The 14,054-nt window shown below is 51.1% G+C and carries 12 protein-coding genes; 1 reads left to right on the forward strand and 11 read right to left on the reverse strand.

Annotated elements, in window-relative coordinates; genetic code table 11:
* Window positions 1–93 precede the first annotated feature (93 nt).
* From FYJ74_RS05190 to FYJ74_RS05235, 10 genes are all read right to left on the reverse strand, one after another.
* Window positions 94–1,122, reverse strand: a complete 1,029-nt coding sequence (locus FYJ74_RS05190) for an alpha-hydroxy-acid oxidizing protein (protein WP_154528520.1) — start codon at window positions 1,120–1,122, stop codon at window positions 94–96.
* Window positions 1,123–1,679: 557 nt separating this feature from the next.
* Window positions 1,680–3,026: an amidohydrolase gene (locus FYJ74_RS05195; protein WP_195838812.1), complete on the reverse strand. Its 1,347-nt coding sequence runs from the start codon at window positions 3,024–3,026 to the stop codon at window positions 1,680–1,682.
* Between the two features lie 65 nt (window positions 3,027–3,091).
* Window positions 3,092–4,033 carry a LysR family transcriptional regulator gene (locus FYJ74_RS05200; RefSeq protein WP_154528522.1) on the reverse strand — a complete coding sequence of 314 codons (942 nt, stop codon included), beginning with the start codon at window positions 4,031–4,033 and terminating at the stop codon, window positions 3,092–3,094.
* Between the two features lie 94 nt (window positions 4,034–4,127).
* Window positions 4,128–5,036, reverse strand: coding sequence for an L-2-amino-thiazoline-4-carboxylic acid hydrolase (locus tag FYJ74_RS05205; protein WP_195838813.1), 909 nt, complete (start codon window positions 5,034–5,036; stop codon window positions 4,128–4,130).
* A gap of 47 nt (window positions 5,037–5,083) precedes the next feature.
* Entirely contained in the window at window positions 5,084–5,968 is an 885-nt protein-coding gene (locus tag FYJ74_RS05210; RefSeq protein WP_154528524.1) for an L-2-amino-thiazoline-4-carboxylic acid hydrolase, read from the reverse strand.
* 50 nt (window positions 5,969–6,018) lie between these two features.
* The gene (locus FYJ74_RS05215) at window positions 6,019–6,981 is read right to left on the reverse strand and encodes an ABC transporter ATP-binding protein (protein WP_154528525.1); all 963 of its coding nucleotides are present in this window, start codon (window positions 6,979–6,981) and stop codon (window positions 6,019–6,021) included.
* On the reverse strand, window positions 6,978–8,015 hold the full coding sequence (locus FYJ74_RS05220) for an ABC transporter ATP-binding protein (RefSeq protein WP_154528526.1): 1,038 nt from the start codon (window positions 8,013–8,015) through the stop codon (window positions 6,978–6,980). The genes FYJ74_RS05215 and FYJ74_RS05220 overlap by 4 nt, the downstream gene beginning before the upstream one ends.
* 12 nt (window positions 8,016–8,027) lie before the next feature.
* Entirely contained in the window at window positions 8,028–8,945 is a 918-nt protein-coding gene (locus FYJ74_RS05225) for an ABC transporter permease (RefSeq protein ID WP_154528527.1), read from the reverse strand.
* 14 nt (window positions 8,946–8,959) lie between these two features.
* Window positions 8,960–9,886 carry an ABC transporter permease gene (locus FYJ74_RS05230; protein ID WP_154528528.1) on the reverse strand — a complete coding sequence of 309 codons (927 nt, stop codon included), beginning with the start codon at window positions 9,884–9,886 and terminating at the stop codon, window positions 8,960–8,962.
* Between the two features lie 144 nt (window positions 9,887–10,030).
* A complete protein-coding gene (locus FYJ74_RS05235) occupies window positions 10,031–11,536 on the reverse strand; it encodes an ABC transporter substrate-binding protein (protein WP_229769354.1) in 1,506 nt (501 codons plus the stop codon).
* Window positions 11,537–12,128: 592 nt separating this feature from the next.
* On the opposite strand from FYJ74_RS05235, the gene FYJ74_RS05240 reads away from it, so the two are divergent.
* Window positions 12,129–12,548, forward strand: coding sequence for a winged helix-turn-helix domain-containing protein (locus FYJ74_RS05240; RefSeq protein WP_229769355.1), 420 nt, complete (start codon window positions 12,129–12,131; stop codon window positions 12,546–12,548).
* 792 nt (window positions 12,549–13,340) lie between these two features.
* Here FYJ74_RS05240 and FYJ74_RS05245 read toward each other — a convergent pair.
* A complete protein-coding gene (locus FYJ74_RS05245; protein ID WP_154528530.1) occupies window positions 13,341–13,886 on the reverse strand; it encodes a phosphohydrolase in 546 nt (181 codons plus the stop codon).
* Window positions 13,887–14,054 lie beyond the last annotated feature (168 nt).

The raw sequence follows: 14,054 nt of genomic DNA on the forward strand, positions 1-14,054 counted from the left end.
GGTTCAGCAGCCGCCGGGCGTTTCGTTATGATGGCCTTGCCTCGTTTTTTTCGTTTTCGCCTTTTTCCGGCGGCTGTATTTGGCGCGCTTCGCCTAAAAATACGCGGGCACGCGCACCATGTCGCGGCCGATCTCGGCCAGCGTGGCCGCGCCGGTCATGAGCATGGTCCCCGCCAGCTCGGACTGGATTTTTTTCAAATAGAGCTCCACGCCTTCGGCGCCGCCGCCGAAGGCCGATACGGTGACGGGACGGCCGATCAGCACGGCGTCCGCGCCCAGCGCCAGCATTTTGAACACGTCGACGCCGCTTCTGACGCCGCCGTCGACAAAGATCTTCATGCGGCCGTTCACGGCCTGCGCGATCTCGGGCAGCACTTCCACGGTGGACTGGCCGTGGTCGAGCACGCGGCCGCCGTGGTTGGAGACGACGATGCCGTAGCACCCGGCTTCGAGAGCTTTGAGCGCTCCCTTGACGGACATGACGCCCTTGACGATGAACGGCGTTTTCCCCGCGGCTTCGACGAGGGCGCGAAGATCGGCGACGCCCTTGGGATAGACGGATTCGCCGCGCAGCTTCACGTTGACCAGGCCGGCGGCGTCCACGTCCATGGCCACGGCCATCGCGCCGGCGGCGACGGCGTCGGCCATGCGCGCCAGCGCCTGCTTCATGGCCCATGGTTTGATGGTGGGCACGCCCCAGCCGCGCAGCGCCTTGATCGCCTCCAGCGGGCCGTAAAAGGCCTCGTCGGGCGAATCGCCGGTGAAGGCGGCACTTCCGGCGGCGTGCGCGCCTTTGACGACGCGCTCGCCGTTGGCGCCTTCGCCGAGGTCGGAAGCGTAGTTGAGCTTCATGCCGCCGATCGGCGCGGCGAAAACGGGCATCGCGAACGTGCGTCCGAAGAACTCGCAGCCCGTGTCCTGGCCGCGGTCGGCGTAGAGCGTGTCGAGCACGAGCTTCACTTCCGCAAGGGCGGCGACGTTGCGCACGAACGTGGCGCCGGTCCCCTTGCCGCCCACGCCGGGCACCTCGCCGCGGCAGGCGCGCCCGTCGCACACCGGGCAGACGCGGCACTTGGCCGCCAGCACCTTGCGCGCGTTTTCCAGCACTTCTTTGTAATCCATCACAGATCCCCCTATAATAGCAAAATATCGAACAAAACTCCGTTCCCCTGCTCCTATTATACCGCACAAAAATCAGGCCGAAACACTTCCTGTCGCAGAGGTGTTTCGGCCTGATTCGTTTCTGTATATAAATAAGTTTTTCCACCGCGTCACCCTAGCCGTGCTTCTCTGTACAGCCAGCGACGCGCCAGGGTGTAATCCCGGCTGTTGAAGTCCATGAACCTGAAGGTGGTAATGAACGCCCCGGGACCGGCGGCAGGACTTTCGTGTAACGCATCACATCTAACAAATCTTCCTTGTCTGAATCATCCCACTCAGAGATTGCAACTGCGCAATAAATTCATAACAGGGCACAAACTGTGCCAGCGTCCCCAGACACTTACTTTCGTAGTACATAAGACTTTATGCGCATTACAAAAGTCATAACGTAATCTACATTTTCATCGGAGGGGCAACCAAAGATGTCGGTACTCTCGTCTGAGGGCAAGCCGCCGCAATGGGGAACAATAAAGTCACTCTAAGCCACTAATAGATTTTGGCTTAGAGCAGATGGTGCATTAAACACGTTCCGGCGCAAAGAGCGGCGCCATGGGAAGATGCTCAGTCACAAGCTGGCTCTCCATAAGTTCAATGTAGCCTTTGCGTGTCAGAGTCGGAACAAACTCGTCCATAACGCCGCGTGCTCGAACTGCCCCATTTCTCAGCAAACGATACGCGATCAGGGCAAATATCTTTGCCGGCTCCACGTAAGCCTCATAAGGGTTGCCAACTTCAACAGACGGACTGTGCAGGGCCCCAGAAAAACCTCCTGTATTGAACTGTAGGAGAGGCATCAGGCAGCTAATGTCCCCGTAGTCTCCGCTGCTCGTGGAATGAACGTCCGGCCCTGTCTCTGTCACAGGAGTCCCGTCCGCCACGATCTCCAGCGCTTCGCGAACAACGCTGGCATCCCTCACCGGTACGATAGGCAAATTGCCGGGCAAGGTGCTGATCGAGAGACCACAGCCAGTAGCGACGGCTCCGGCACGCATAGCCCGGTCTACCTTCTTTGCCGCATCCATGTAGGACGCGATCGTCTTTCCACGAATCGAGTACTCCAAACGTACATCATCAGCTATGATATTCGTAGCTTCGCCAGCTCCCGAAGCACGACCATGGATACGAATTGTGTCTTCGTCATAGAAACTCTCCCGCTGAACATTCACGGCATGCATCGCGATCTCTGCCGCCATCATTGAGTCGACGCCATGCTGAGGGTCACCAGCAGCGTGAGCAGCACGTCCCTCAAAACGTACCATTTTCGTCACAAATCCGTTGCAGGATCGGTTGGCTACAAGATATTCCTTTACACAGGCTGCATGATGTCCTACGACAATATCCACATCGTCCAAAGCGTTCAGACGCAGTAACTCACATTTACCGCATCCATAGCGGATCAAACCTTGTTCGCGCATTCTGTTTCTCAAAGCAATTTCTATATACTCCTCTGCGGGGACGCCAAAGAAAACAACGTTACCATCCAGAGCCGTTCTCACATCAGGCAAAGTCAACGCCATTGCAGCACCAATGACCCCGGCGATTTGCGCGTTGTGCCCGCAACAGTGAGCTGCCCCAGTCTTGGGGTTAACGTGCGGACTGTTCGGGATCGGCAAAGCATCGAACTCACCCATTAGGCAGATGCTAGGACCGTCCACCCTCCCCTTCAAGCAGCTCTTAACACCTGTCACGGCCATGTTCGTTTGGGATTCCAGGCCGCACCGCCGCAACGCTTCGGTAAACTTTTTTGCTGTACGGTACTCTTGAAAACCAAGCTCCGCGTGATTCCAGATATCTGTCGCAAAGTTAATGATCTCATCCTTGCGAGCATCAATTGCCTCACAGATCCTTTGCTCGATAGTATCCACAATAACCTTTCCTTCCAGAGAAGTAAAATCTGATGTTACCTTTCCCAGCTTTCACAGAGATCACGTCAGTTTGCGGAAAGATACGCCTGAAGCCCCTGGACGAATGTCATCCCATCGTCGCTCAGCGCAGTGTTGGCATTCGTCAGGAGGCCTATATCTGACGTAATGGGACAATCCTTCAGTGCCAGGAAACGGCGTTTGCAAATGTCAAGCACCGAAGAATTTTCACCGTATGGAACGTCCACATGCCCAGAGTTGAGCGTATACCCGTCGGTTAATTCCAGCAGCTCATACTGTGCAGCCCGACTATCAACAATGTAACGTATTTTGCTCACTGGAAGATGAAGACGATCCAGTATGTCGGAGTATGGGCCAGAGTCAAGACTTTCCTGTAAGATCTGCGGAAAATTCTGAAGCTGTGCAGGTTCAACTTCATCGCCAGCTACGTGGTACAGTGGATTTTTCTCGCCGATATCCACGCCGACGCGCATTTTACATAATGGGCGCCAGACCAGCTTCCGCAAATTATAGAATGCAAGAGTGTTCTTTCTGTAACAGCTCCACAGGCGCACAATACCGAAATCAACAATGCGGTTGGTGATCGAGTCCACCATATCACCGCTGTAGTCCTCTTTGATCAGGATGCGTATATTATCAGCCTCCATTGTCGATGCCACGCGGGCTATCACGCTGCTGATATAAAAAAAACCATTGCTGATAATCCGCAGTGTTTTTGAAAGCGACATGCGAGGCGAATGATTCTGCATCGCGTAGAGCTGATTTAATTGCTCATTGATAGGCATAATGTGAGCAAGGAACATTCGGCCAAATGAGGTCAGTCTTACACCCTTCGGACTGCGATTAAAGATTCTATGCCCAAATTCATTCTCGACATTGATAATCGCGTTGGATACAGCAGATTGTGCTATAAAGAGGTTTTGCGCCGCCTGATTGATGGAACCAGCACGAGCGGCTTCGATAATGTACTTGATCTGATTATTGGTCATGCCTCCTGCCCCCTGCTGTCATGAAAAGTGAGAAGCATCTCAATCTTAGTCGATAAAGCACCCCAACAGACTAGTCATGCCCAGAAGCATCATATCATATTCGAGGAGCAAGATAAGAACAACGGGCACTTTGCCATTTACGAAGCTCTGCTTTCATGGCTGGTACAAAGCACATCTCAAAGAGCTCTCTCGCGCCATAGGCGCTATATCTCTCCCACATGTTGGCAACGGACGCCGTATCAAGGCTCAAGGGATAAGAATCGTTTAGTACCTTCGCGTCGAAAGGTAAATTATATTTTTCCGCAGTATTTTGTGCACGCTTGGCACCATCTGCAGCCATACTAAGAAGAGCCAGTGATACTGTCGTTCCAGCCGTTCCGCCAAAGGCTTCAAAGGCTGCTTCGAAGATATAATAGTACAGCTTGATACTTAAACTTTCAAAACCACTCTTGCCATCAGCCTTCGAAGGAACTACAACAGGATCAATATAGCCTGGATCATATTCGGCAAAGCTCCTTGAGCGCAGTTCTTCAGGCATATTCTGAGCTCTCAGCACCACATTGAAAGAGCAGTATTCGTCGCCTTCCTGGGTGAGAGTCTTGCCAAGATTGGTATGCCCACAATCAAAAGCGTAGTGGTTGTAGCACGCAGGATGGAACTCTTCACAATATATACGACCAATTTCGCGCTCGCCATAAGCTTTCCAGATATCCGCCATAGGACAGATCAAAGTATGGGAAATACGTTCCTCTGGGTTGAGTTCCTGCAGTTCCCGGCGAAATCGAGGATCCGGCGGCAGATCTCCATCCACTGAAAACAGACTCTTCATATTAATCTTTACGCCAAGAGCCTCATGCTTGGCACGCGTCACCTCAGCGCGGTCACGGCCAAAGCGGCGCGTTCCCTCTCGGAGGGCACGCTCCCCCTCAAGACCGAACGCGTCGATGAGCTGACGGCCCATGAAAGAGTAGAGGACCGTATAGTTATCCGATAAATCCATCATGCATTGCTGCTCATATGTATACATATACAGACACCTTCCCGGACAGACTAAAGCAAAACTGCCTTAAGAGGCTGAAGAACAAGCTTTTCAAGAAGTTCTAGCGCTTCATAACCTGTCCATGCAGTGAACTTTGTCTCAATATTGGCTGTCAGATTCAGCGGCAGAGGAAAGTTCAATTCCACGAAATCGGCATTGAACAGTTTGAGCGTCCTCGCTGCCTGACTTTGCATAGCTTCGATAGCTTGCACAGCCCATTTCTTGAGCCCCTCAGCCACAGCACACGTGCCTTCAGGACCTTCGCGTTCGGTCGCGACCTCAAGCAGATGGAAGTAAATTGAAAGCGTCATGCCCGTAGCCCCATCGTCGAAGTTCGTATTAGGAAGCTGTGCTAGATCAACCTCACCATGCGTGAAGGATTCAGCGCCGCGCTCCGATGAGACATTCGCCTCGCGAAAGTACATTGAAAAGCGGCAGAAAGTATCGCACGGGGATGTCAAAATCTTCGAAAGATTCAGCTGACCTTTATCCTCCGTAAAAGCCAGAAGGCGCGCGTACTGATATTCTTCACAGTACAGACTGCCGATCTTCGACTCGCTGTACTTGTTCCAGAAGTTCGCCAGCGGACAAGTGTACACCTCCCAAATCTGGCGATCTTCTTGATCAAAAAGCACATTGCAGCGAACGCGAGGGTCATCCAAATAATCCAGTCCTGTGTTGAACAGATTGTGCAAGTTGGTTGGAATGCCCGCTGTCCTCAGCTTTTTGAGTTGCGCCATGCCGCTTTCGCGCCCTGCACGACGGACCGCCTCGCGTATAATGCCTTCTCCTTTCCGTTCGCCGCAAAGTGCCAAGATGCTGCGCGACAGAAACATAAACATCGCCGAAAAAGCGTCCTGCTTATTCTGCAACCTTATTTCCGGATACGTATACATAAATAGTTATCCTCTTTTCGCTGAACTCTCTCGTGAAAAATAACAAATGTCTATACCAACTTCAGACCGTAACGGAAACATGCGACATAATGGTCCGGCTCAGCTTCGCACAAGCAAGTTTTATTATGACAGCACTCGTCCATAGCTTCAGGACAACGTCTCGCAAAACGGCATTCAGGCGACGGTTCAATTGGAGACGTCAGTTCGCCGCGGATCAAACGACGTTCGCGCCGATTGTGCAGACTGGGCTCGGGAATGGCAGATAGAAGAGCTTGAGTATAGGGATGGAGCGGCCTATCAAAAAGAATCTCTGTCGGGGCTTTCTCGATCACCTGCCCCAGGTACATTACCATAATCTCGTCCGAGATATGGTAGACAACGCTCAGGTCATGCGTGATAAACAAATAGGTGAGGTTCATTTGCTGCTGAAGATCCTGCAAAAGGTTCAGAATCTGCGCTTGAATCGATACGTCAAGAGCCGATACCGGCTCATCACATACAATGAAACGAGGTTTCAGCGCCAAGGCGCGGGCAACACCGATGCGCTGCCGGCGGCCGCCGTCAAGTTCATGAGGATACGCATTATACAGTCTCCGCGCAAGACCGACCGTGTCCATAAGACGGGCGACCTCCTTTTGGCGCGTCCTGAAATCCGGATACAGGTCATACAGAATAAGAGGCTCTTCAATTATCTGGCTGATCGTCATACGCGGATTGAGAGATGAAAACGGATCCTGAAAAATCATCTGCATCTCCTGGCGCTGTGCCCAAAGCTCCTTCGCATTCAGGGAACTCACATCGCGACCATCAAAGAAGACCTCTCCGCTCGTAGGTTCTTGGAGCCTGATAATGGTACGGCCAAGCGTACTCTTACCGCAACCGGATTCGCCAACCACGCCCAGCGTCTTTCCCTGTGGAATTTCGAAACTTACATCGTCAACAGCATGAAGCATCCCATGCGGCGTCTTGAAATATTTTTTCAGGTGCCGGACAGTTAATAGAGAAGAACTCATTTCAAGACACCTCCCTGAACGATATTTTCCGAGGTGTACAAATGACAGGCCACAACATGTTCATCAGTACGGCGCAAGATTGCGGGACGCTCTAAAAAGCAACGCGGGACGGCGTAGTCACAGCGCTCAGCGAGAGCACAACCGACAGCACGCTTGCTCGGATCGGGCATCAGCCCTTTAATTGGCTTCAGACGATCTTTTCTGCTGTTCATTTTCGGCAATGAGTCAAACAGACCGCGCGTGTACGGATGAAGAGTATGATCAAACACGTCTTCCAACGTACCGTGTTCAACGACGCGACCAGCATAGATAACCGACACAAGATCGCACACATCCGCCACAATGCCAAGGTCATGTGTAATCATCAGCATAGACGTGCCGTTCTTCTCACGAAGTTTCTTCATCATATCAAGCACCTGCGCCTGAATTGTCACGTCGAGCGCCGTCGTCGGTTCGTCAGCAATCAGAAGCTCGGGATTGCAGGCTAGCGCCATGGCAATCACAACGCGCTGTTTCATACCACCTGAGAACTGGTAAGGGTATTCCTTTCCGCGTTCCCGAGGTATTCCTACCTGTTCCAGCGCCTCACCCGCCCGACGAATCGCTTCCGCCCGCGAAACATCCTCGTGAGCCTCGATCACCTCAGCAATCTGAAACTCCACCGTCAGAACCGGATTAAGCGATGTCATTGGATCCTGGAAGATCATCGAGACAGATTTGCCTCGCAGATGTTCCAAATCGCGTTCTGTCATGCAGACGCGGCTGCCCCCATTGCCATCATCATTGAACACGTATCTGCCATTCACGGAGATACTCCCTCTCGTCACCCTGCCAGCAGGTTGAGGAATAAGGTTCAATACAGCCAGGGCCGTTGTTGTTTTGCCTGCGCCGGTCTCACCGACAAGCCCCAGCGTACAGCCTTTGGGGATCCTTAAATCCAAGCCGTTCACAGCATAGGCTGTTCGACGCCGTGAGGAAAATTCAACATAAAGATTCCGGATATCAAGCGCATAAGGTATATTCTGCTGATTCATTTTAGCAAACTCCTATTTCAAACGGGGGTCAAGAGCGTCTCGCAATCCATCACCCAGCAAGTTAAGCGCAAGGATTGTCAACATGATGCAAATACCCGGAATACATGCAAGATAGCTACTGTCACGGATAAATTCACGACCGCTTGAAAGCAAAGCACCCCACTCCGGCTGAGGCGCTTTGACTCCTAAGCCGAGAAAACTCAACGCAGCAGTGTTGGAGATCGTCGCTGCAATCCTGAGCGTCGTCTGTACAATAATGGGTCCCATACAGTTGGGCAGAATGTAGCGCCACAACACGCGACCAGTTTTAACACCAACGGCACGCGCGGCTTCAACGTACTCCATGTCCCTAACGCTTAAAACGGCACTTCTTACGATACGTGCGAAAATGGGAACCGAAGAGATTGCAAGCGCAATCACAAGATTCGTGATACTAGCACCAAGGGCGGCTACAATTACAATGGCCATAAGCATCATCGGCACAGCTAGAAAAACGTCACAGAAACGCATAATCACGTTATCCACCGCGCCGCCGAAAAAACCGGCAACAGCTCCCAACATTCCACCAACCATAAGCCCAAACGCCACGGCGATAACGCCGATCGAAAGTGACACACGGCTGCCATGAACTACGCGCGCTAACAAGTCACGCCCGAATTCGTCTGTACCGAACCAATGTTCGGCCGACGGCCACTGCAATCGTTGGCTAATATGGAGATCAACGCACATTTTCTGATAATCGAACAAGACGTCAGCAAGGACAGCAACCAATGTCAAAGCAATCAAAAAAAGCAGTCCTGCGACAGCGGCTTTATTCTGACACAGACGCAGGAAGTTTTCTCTCAGCTGACTGCTGCGTGGAAGTGTTGAGAAGTCAAAGTCGTCCCCTAATACGTTTTCATCAAGAATACTCCGACTTACCTCCGACATTGTCCGTTCCCCCCTTACCGGTACATAGTACGGATTCTAGGATTCGCTACACCATACAGCAAGTCGACCATAAGGTTTACGAACGAGAAGCACACCGTCATCAGCACGATGCACCCCATTACCATAGGCGTGTCGCGTCCGTTAATTGCTTGGATCATCAGGCGCCCTACGCCTGGCCAGGCAAACACCGTTTCTGTCAAAACAGATCCTCCGAGCATCTGCCCAATTTCAAGACCAATAACAGTTATGGTAGGCAGCATTCCATTCCTGAAAGCATGCCGCATAATAACAACACGCTTGGAAAGCCCTTTGGCATAAGCCGTGCGGATGTAGTCCTGCCGTATGGTTTCAACCATCGCCGAGCGTGTAGTTCGTGCAATCGAGGCCATATTCATCACGCCCAGCGAAAGTGCAGGCAACACGATACTCTTCCATGAGTTAGCACCATACACAGGGAACCATCTAAGTTTGAGAGAAAACAGCAGTATGAGCATCACCGCAAACCAAAAGATAGGCATGGACACTCCGATCAGTGACAAAACCATGCTGAAGTTATCAATAGATGTGTTCTGTTTTACAGCAGCTATCACACCGAGAGGTAATGCCAAAAGAATTGAAACGACTGCAGCTACAACGGTCAATTTGATTGTATAAGGGAAGCAGGCGAAGATCTTCTTCGTGACGGGATCGCCTGAAGCATAAGAGATTCCAAAGTTGCCGTGCAGCAACTGCCACAAATAGTCAAAGTATTGTATGAGGATTGGGCGGTTCAGTCCCATCTCGTTCTCAAGGGCGGAGATCTGCTCCGGCGTGGCATTCTCGCCGAGGATCATCGCAGCTACATTACCGGGAGCCAGGTGCATAATCAGAAACACGAGCAGAATAACGCCGAGAAGCACAGGTATCATATATAGTAAACGTTTTATGATATATCGAATCATAGTGAACGTCCTTTCAGACATTTCTTCCTCCGACCCGAACAGCGTTAACAAAAAGTCGGAGTCCCGGTACAAAACAGCCACGGCATCGTTTGCCGCGGCTGCCTGTTTAACTACTTATTGCTGATAATTCCTAACTAAATATGACTATCTCCACGACATCAGAGAGAAATCTACATAACCGGTAGCACTACAAACGACATCCTTCAGTTCAGAATTATGCGCTCGGAAATAGTTCACTTGGTAGATCGGTACGAAAACACAGTGCTCGTTGGCAGTTTCGATCAGCTGTTTCACAATACTCGCACGGGCAGCGTCATCCATAGTGGAATTCATCTTCACGACGAGCTCGTCAAGCGCCGGATTCACGTAGCTGGTCGGCGTCTGTTGGCGACGATTGGAATGGAAACGCTGCACATAAGTCATAGCGTTGGCCGGAGACCAGGAGACGATAGCCGACGTGAGCTTTGTCGTGCGCATGGCAGCCTGATAAGACGGTGAATCCATCTTGTTGATCGTCACCGGGATGCCGATCTGGGAAAGTTCAGCCTGCATAATCGTGGCGATAGAAGACTTGACATCGTTGCTACAAATAATGTCGAGCGGTGCCTTAGCCGGATCGCCGCCCCATGCCGCGATATACTCCTTTGCCTTGTTCAGGTCATATCCATACCCGTTCTCAGTCGTTGATTCAGCATACCCCATGGAAACGGTCGAGTAACTTGGCGTACCGAATCCGTTCAGAGCACCGGCGACAATGTCTTCACGATTGATGCCCCACGCTACAGCCTTGCGCAGGTTATCATCGGCATACGGCGTGTTGAGACAATTGAGGTACAGGAAAAAGTTTTCGACACTTACGATCTGCTCCACCTTGATGCTGTTGGCATTCTTGAGACGCAACACGTCAGACAGGGCGACCGCGTATACGAAATCGACTTCCCCTGACTCAAGCGCCATTGTACGCGTGGATCCCTCAGGAATGATGACGAACTGCAGCGTCGGGACTTTTGCCTTACGATCGGCATCAAAATAATCACTGAACACTTTGAACGAGATCTTATTGCCCTTGTTCCACTTGTCCAGCATATAAGGACCTGTGCCGACAGGATTGGAGCTGAAATCGTTCTTTGACTCAATTAGTTTCTTGGGCAAAATAAAATTATAATGATAGGCCAGGTTGAACGGCAGATTGGGCGTAGGCGACTTTGTTATGATCTTGACTGTCAGAGGGTCCAATACCTCGACAGCAGCAATGTCGCCCGTATATGTCGTGCTGGCGGGAAAGGTCTTGGCGTAATTAATGCTCGCTACGACGTCCTCGGCGGTGAAATCATCTCCATTATGGAACTTCACGCCATTGCGCAGCTTAAAAATCCATTCATTATCGCCGGCCTGAGAATACGACTCGGCAAGATCACAGACCGGCTGGAGCGTTTTCATATCGATACGCAGCAACCCATTGTAGGTGAGCAAATTCATCTGAACTCCCATAAGAGAGTCGTGCTCACACGTTGAAAGATAGTCAGGCTCTTCCGTCAGCGCCACTACAATGCTGTTCTTATCTGCAGCAAAGCAGTTTCCCCCGCATATCAGGACAAACAAGGTCAATAAAATACCACTGGATCGCATTAAAGACCACCAATTCCTCATCTCAATCCCCCTCAACTTTCTTGAAATTATCCCCCGTCGACCGAAGGGACGTGATTCCTTACTTGCTGCGCAGAATATCACGTTCTGTAAGCTTGTTTAGATAATACAAACAATACCACAAAAATCGATACGCAGGTAATATCTATTTAAGATAGAATTGACCTAAAGAAAATATTACCATACTTGAAAATTCAGTCTCTCCGTTAAGATATCGTCGTTTTAATTCTAAAAGTAGCTGATCACAGCGTTATGAACAAAAATCAGCGTTTAAAAAATCGTAACTGCTCGCTTCTTGCATTTAAACTTCTATCACAAACCTTTAGATAGGCGATTATATTAAGCCTTATAATCTCCAAGGGAGAACATCATCTTTACCTATCAACACTGGACACGTCAAGATTGTGTGAATAAGCTATTCCACATCATCCTGTTATTCGCACTAATACCCCCTTGATAAAAGAACTAACATGTTATCATGAGTGTTATCCTGCGTATGAGGTGATGGCAAATGGTCTTGAGATATGAGATTTCCCAAGAGCAAAAAGCGGAGATCGAACTGGCACGCAAGAAGAACCGTCATAAGAGGATCGAGTTGAAACTGAAAGTTCTCAGCCTTCGCGCCGAAGGGAAAACCCTGAAAGAAATCAGCGAAATCACGGAATACCACTTCACGAACGTCAGCAAGATCATCTCGCATTTTATCCACAAGGGACTCTTATACTTTACGCAATGCCATTACCTTGGCAACCATCGCAACATGACCTACGAGCAGGAAGAAGCCGTACTTGCCCCTTATCTGGAGAAAGCCGAAAAAGGAGAAATCGTTTCGGTGGCGGAAATCGCCCAGGCCTATCAGACCGCGGTTGGACATACTATCAGTCCGACTCAGATTTATGCGGTGTTGAAGCGTCATGGCTGGAGAAAAGTCATGCCGCGCAGCCGTCACCCCAGGAAAGCGAGCGAGGAGGTCATTGAGGCCTCAAAAAAATTAACGCTCGAGTCCAGGAATTAAAAGAGTTATCCACAGCGGGGAACGTCAGACTGATGTTTCAAGACGAAGCCGGCTTCGGCAGAATCAACAAGCCCAAATACTGCTGGTGCAGAAGGCATTCGACCGAACGTCCCCTGCCTTCACATCCGCGAATACCGTTATGCTCACGGCGCGGTAGAGCCGCTTACGGGAGAAAGCCTCTTTCTGATCATGCCCAACTGCGACAGCGATTGTATGAACGTTTTCCTGCGGGAACTCTCACAGCAGTATCCCGAGGATCGAATCCTGATCTGCTGTGACGGAGCCGCCTGGCAAAAGTCCAAAGCGCTTCGGGTCCCTGCCAACATCACCCTGTCCCATATCCCCCTTACACCCCCGAAATGAACCCCATCGAGCAGATCTGGAAAGAGCTGCGCTGTCAGGGCTTTCGAAACGAGATCTTTTCGACGCTTGAGAAGGTTGTCGAACGTCTGTGCCGTACAATCAGAAACCTCACCGCTCAGACCATTAGAAGTATTACCGCAAGGCAATGGATCATTAGATGTTTTAATTAAGAAATAGTATAACCTCTGCAAACATATACTTTAAACGTTTACACGAAAATCGGAGAAATACACGCAGAACCTTTAATTTCCCGATAAACGCAAAGAGGCCGTCTCAAAATTCAATTGAGGCAGCCTCTTTACTATTCTTTGATGAACTCTATGCAGTGCTAAAGCAGTGCGCATAAGCAGAACGAAGGAAAATGGATATAATTCGCGTCCCGCCGCGTCAGTTCCCGTTCCCGCAAACGCCTCCCGAAAGATACCCATTCTATTTCAAAATTATCGCCGACAGTTTGCGCAGCCGCTTTTCGAAGCGGGCCGCCGCGATCTCCGGTTCTTCCCAGCGGGTATCGACGGCACAGCGGATTTTGCGCCAGCGTTCGGAAATGTCCTCGGGCATGAGAACGTGAAACTCGTAGCTGAGCATGTCGTCGTCGATTTCAAAAATCAACGCCCGCTCGCTCTCGTCCGGCGCTTCGTCGAGAAATCTGCGCCAGATCGCGTCGAGCAGGCGTTCCTCGGCGGCACGAAGCTGCGGCATCAGCGTCTTCATGGGGCGCGTCACGTCCGACAGATAAGCTTCGGCTGCGTCGTGAAGCAGGCAGGCCAGCTGAACGCGCGCCGAAAGGCCGCGGGCCTCCGCTTCGTATGAGCAGGCCAGACTGTGCTGCGCCACCGAGTAAAAGCGCCGCACGTGCCCGTTGCCGCGGCAGATCAGCGACAGGGCGTGGGCGATGTCTTCCGCCAGGATCTGCTCCGGCCGCGGCGCCAGCGGATCGAAATGGACGCCGCCGTACGTCGTTATATAGCTCATGCTTCACTCTCCTCGCGTTTATCCTGTGCAGGTCAGTATAACATCTTACGCGCCCCGACTTCGAAGCGGCGTGGAAGGTTTTTCGTTAGAAAGACGAATTTTCGCGAGCCATCTTTTTTAAACCTGATGCGGATATGCAGATGATATAAGTCATATTATTTATGATAA

The organism is Pyramidobacter porci, from assembly GCF_009695745.1.
Lineage (GTDB): Bacteria > Synergistota > Synergistia > Synergistales > Dethiosulfovibrionaceae > Pyramidobacter > Pyramidobacter porci.

Coding starts and splice junctions, on each gene's coding strand:
- FYJ74_RS05230 (WP_154528528.1), bottom strand. CDS start 9,886: ATGATTCGATATATCATAAAACGTTTACTATATATGATACCTGTGCTT.
- FYJ74_RS05215 (WP_154528525.1), bottom strand. CDS start 6,981: ATGAGTTCTTCTCTATTAACTGTCCGGCACCTGAAAAAATATTTCAAG.
- FYJ74_RS05225 (WP_154528527.1), bottom strand. CDS start 8,945: ATGTCGGAGGTAAGTCGGAGTATTCTTGATGAAAACGTATTAGGGGAC.
- FYJ74_RS05235 (WP_229769354.1), bottom strand. CDS start 11,536: ATGAGGAATTGGTGGTCTTTAATGCGATCCAGTGGTATTTTATTGACC.
- FYJ74_RS05205 (WP_195838813.1), bottom strand. CDS start 5,036: ATGATGGATTTATCGGATAACTATACGGTCCTCTACTCTTTCATGGGC.
- FYJ74_RS05200 (WP_154528522.1), bottom strand. CDS start 4,033: ATGACCAATAATCAGATCAAGTACATTATCGAAGCCGCTCGTGCTGGT.
- FYJ74_RS05220 (WP_154528526.1), bottom strand. CDS start 8,015: ATGAATCAGCAGAATATACCTTATGCGCTTGATATCCGGAATCTTTAT.
- FYJ74_RS05190 (WP_154528520.1), bottom strand. CDS start 1,122: ATGGATTACAAAGAAGTGCTGGAAAACGCGCGCAAGGTGCTGGCGGCC.
- FYJ74_RS05210 (WP_154528524.1), bottom strand. CDS start 5,968: ATGTATACGTATCCGGAAATAAGGTTGCAGAATAAGCAGGACGCTTTT.
- FYJ74_RS05245 (WP_154528530.1), bottom strand. CDS start 13,886: ATGAGCTATATAACGACGTACGGCGGCGTCCATTTCGATCCGCTGGCG.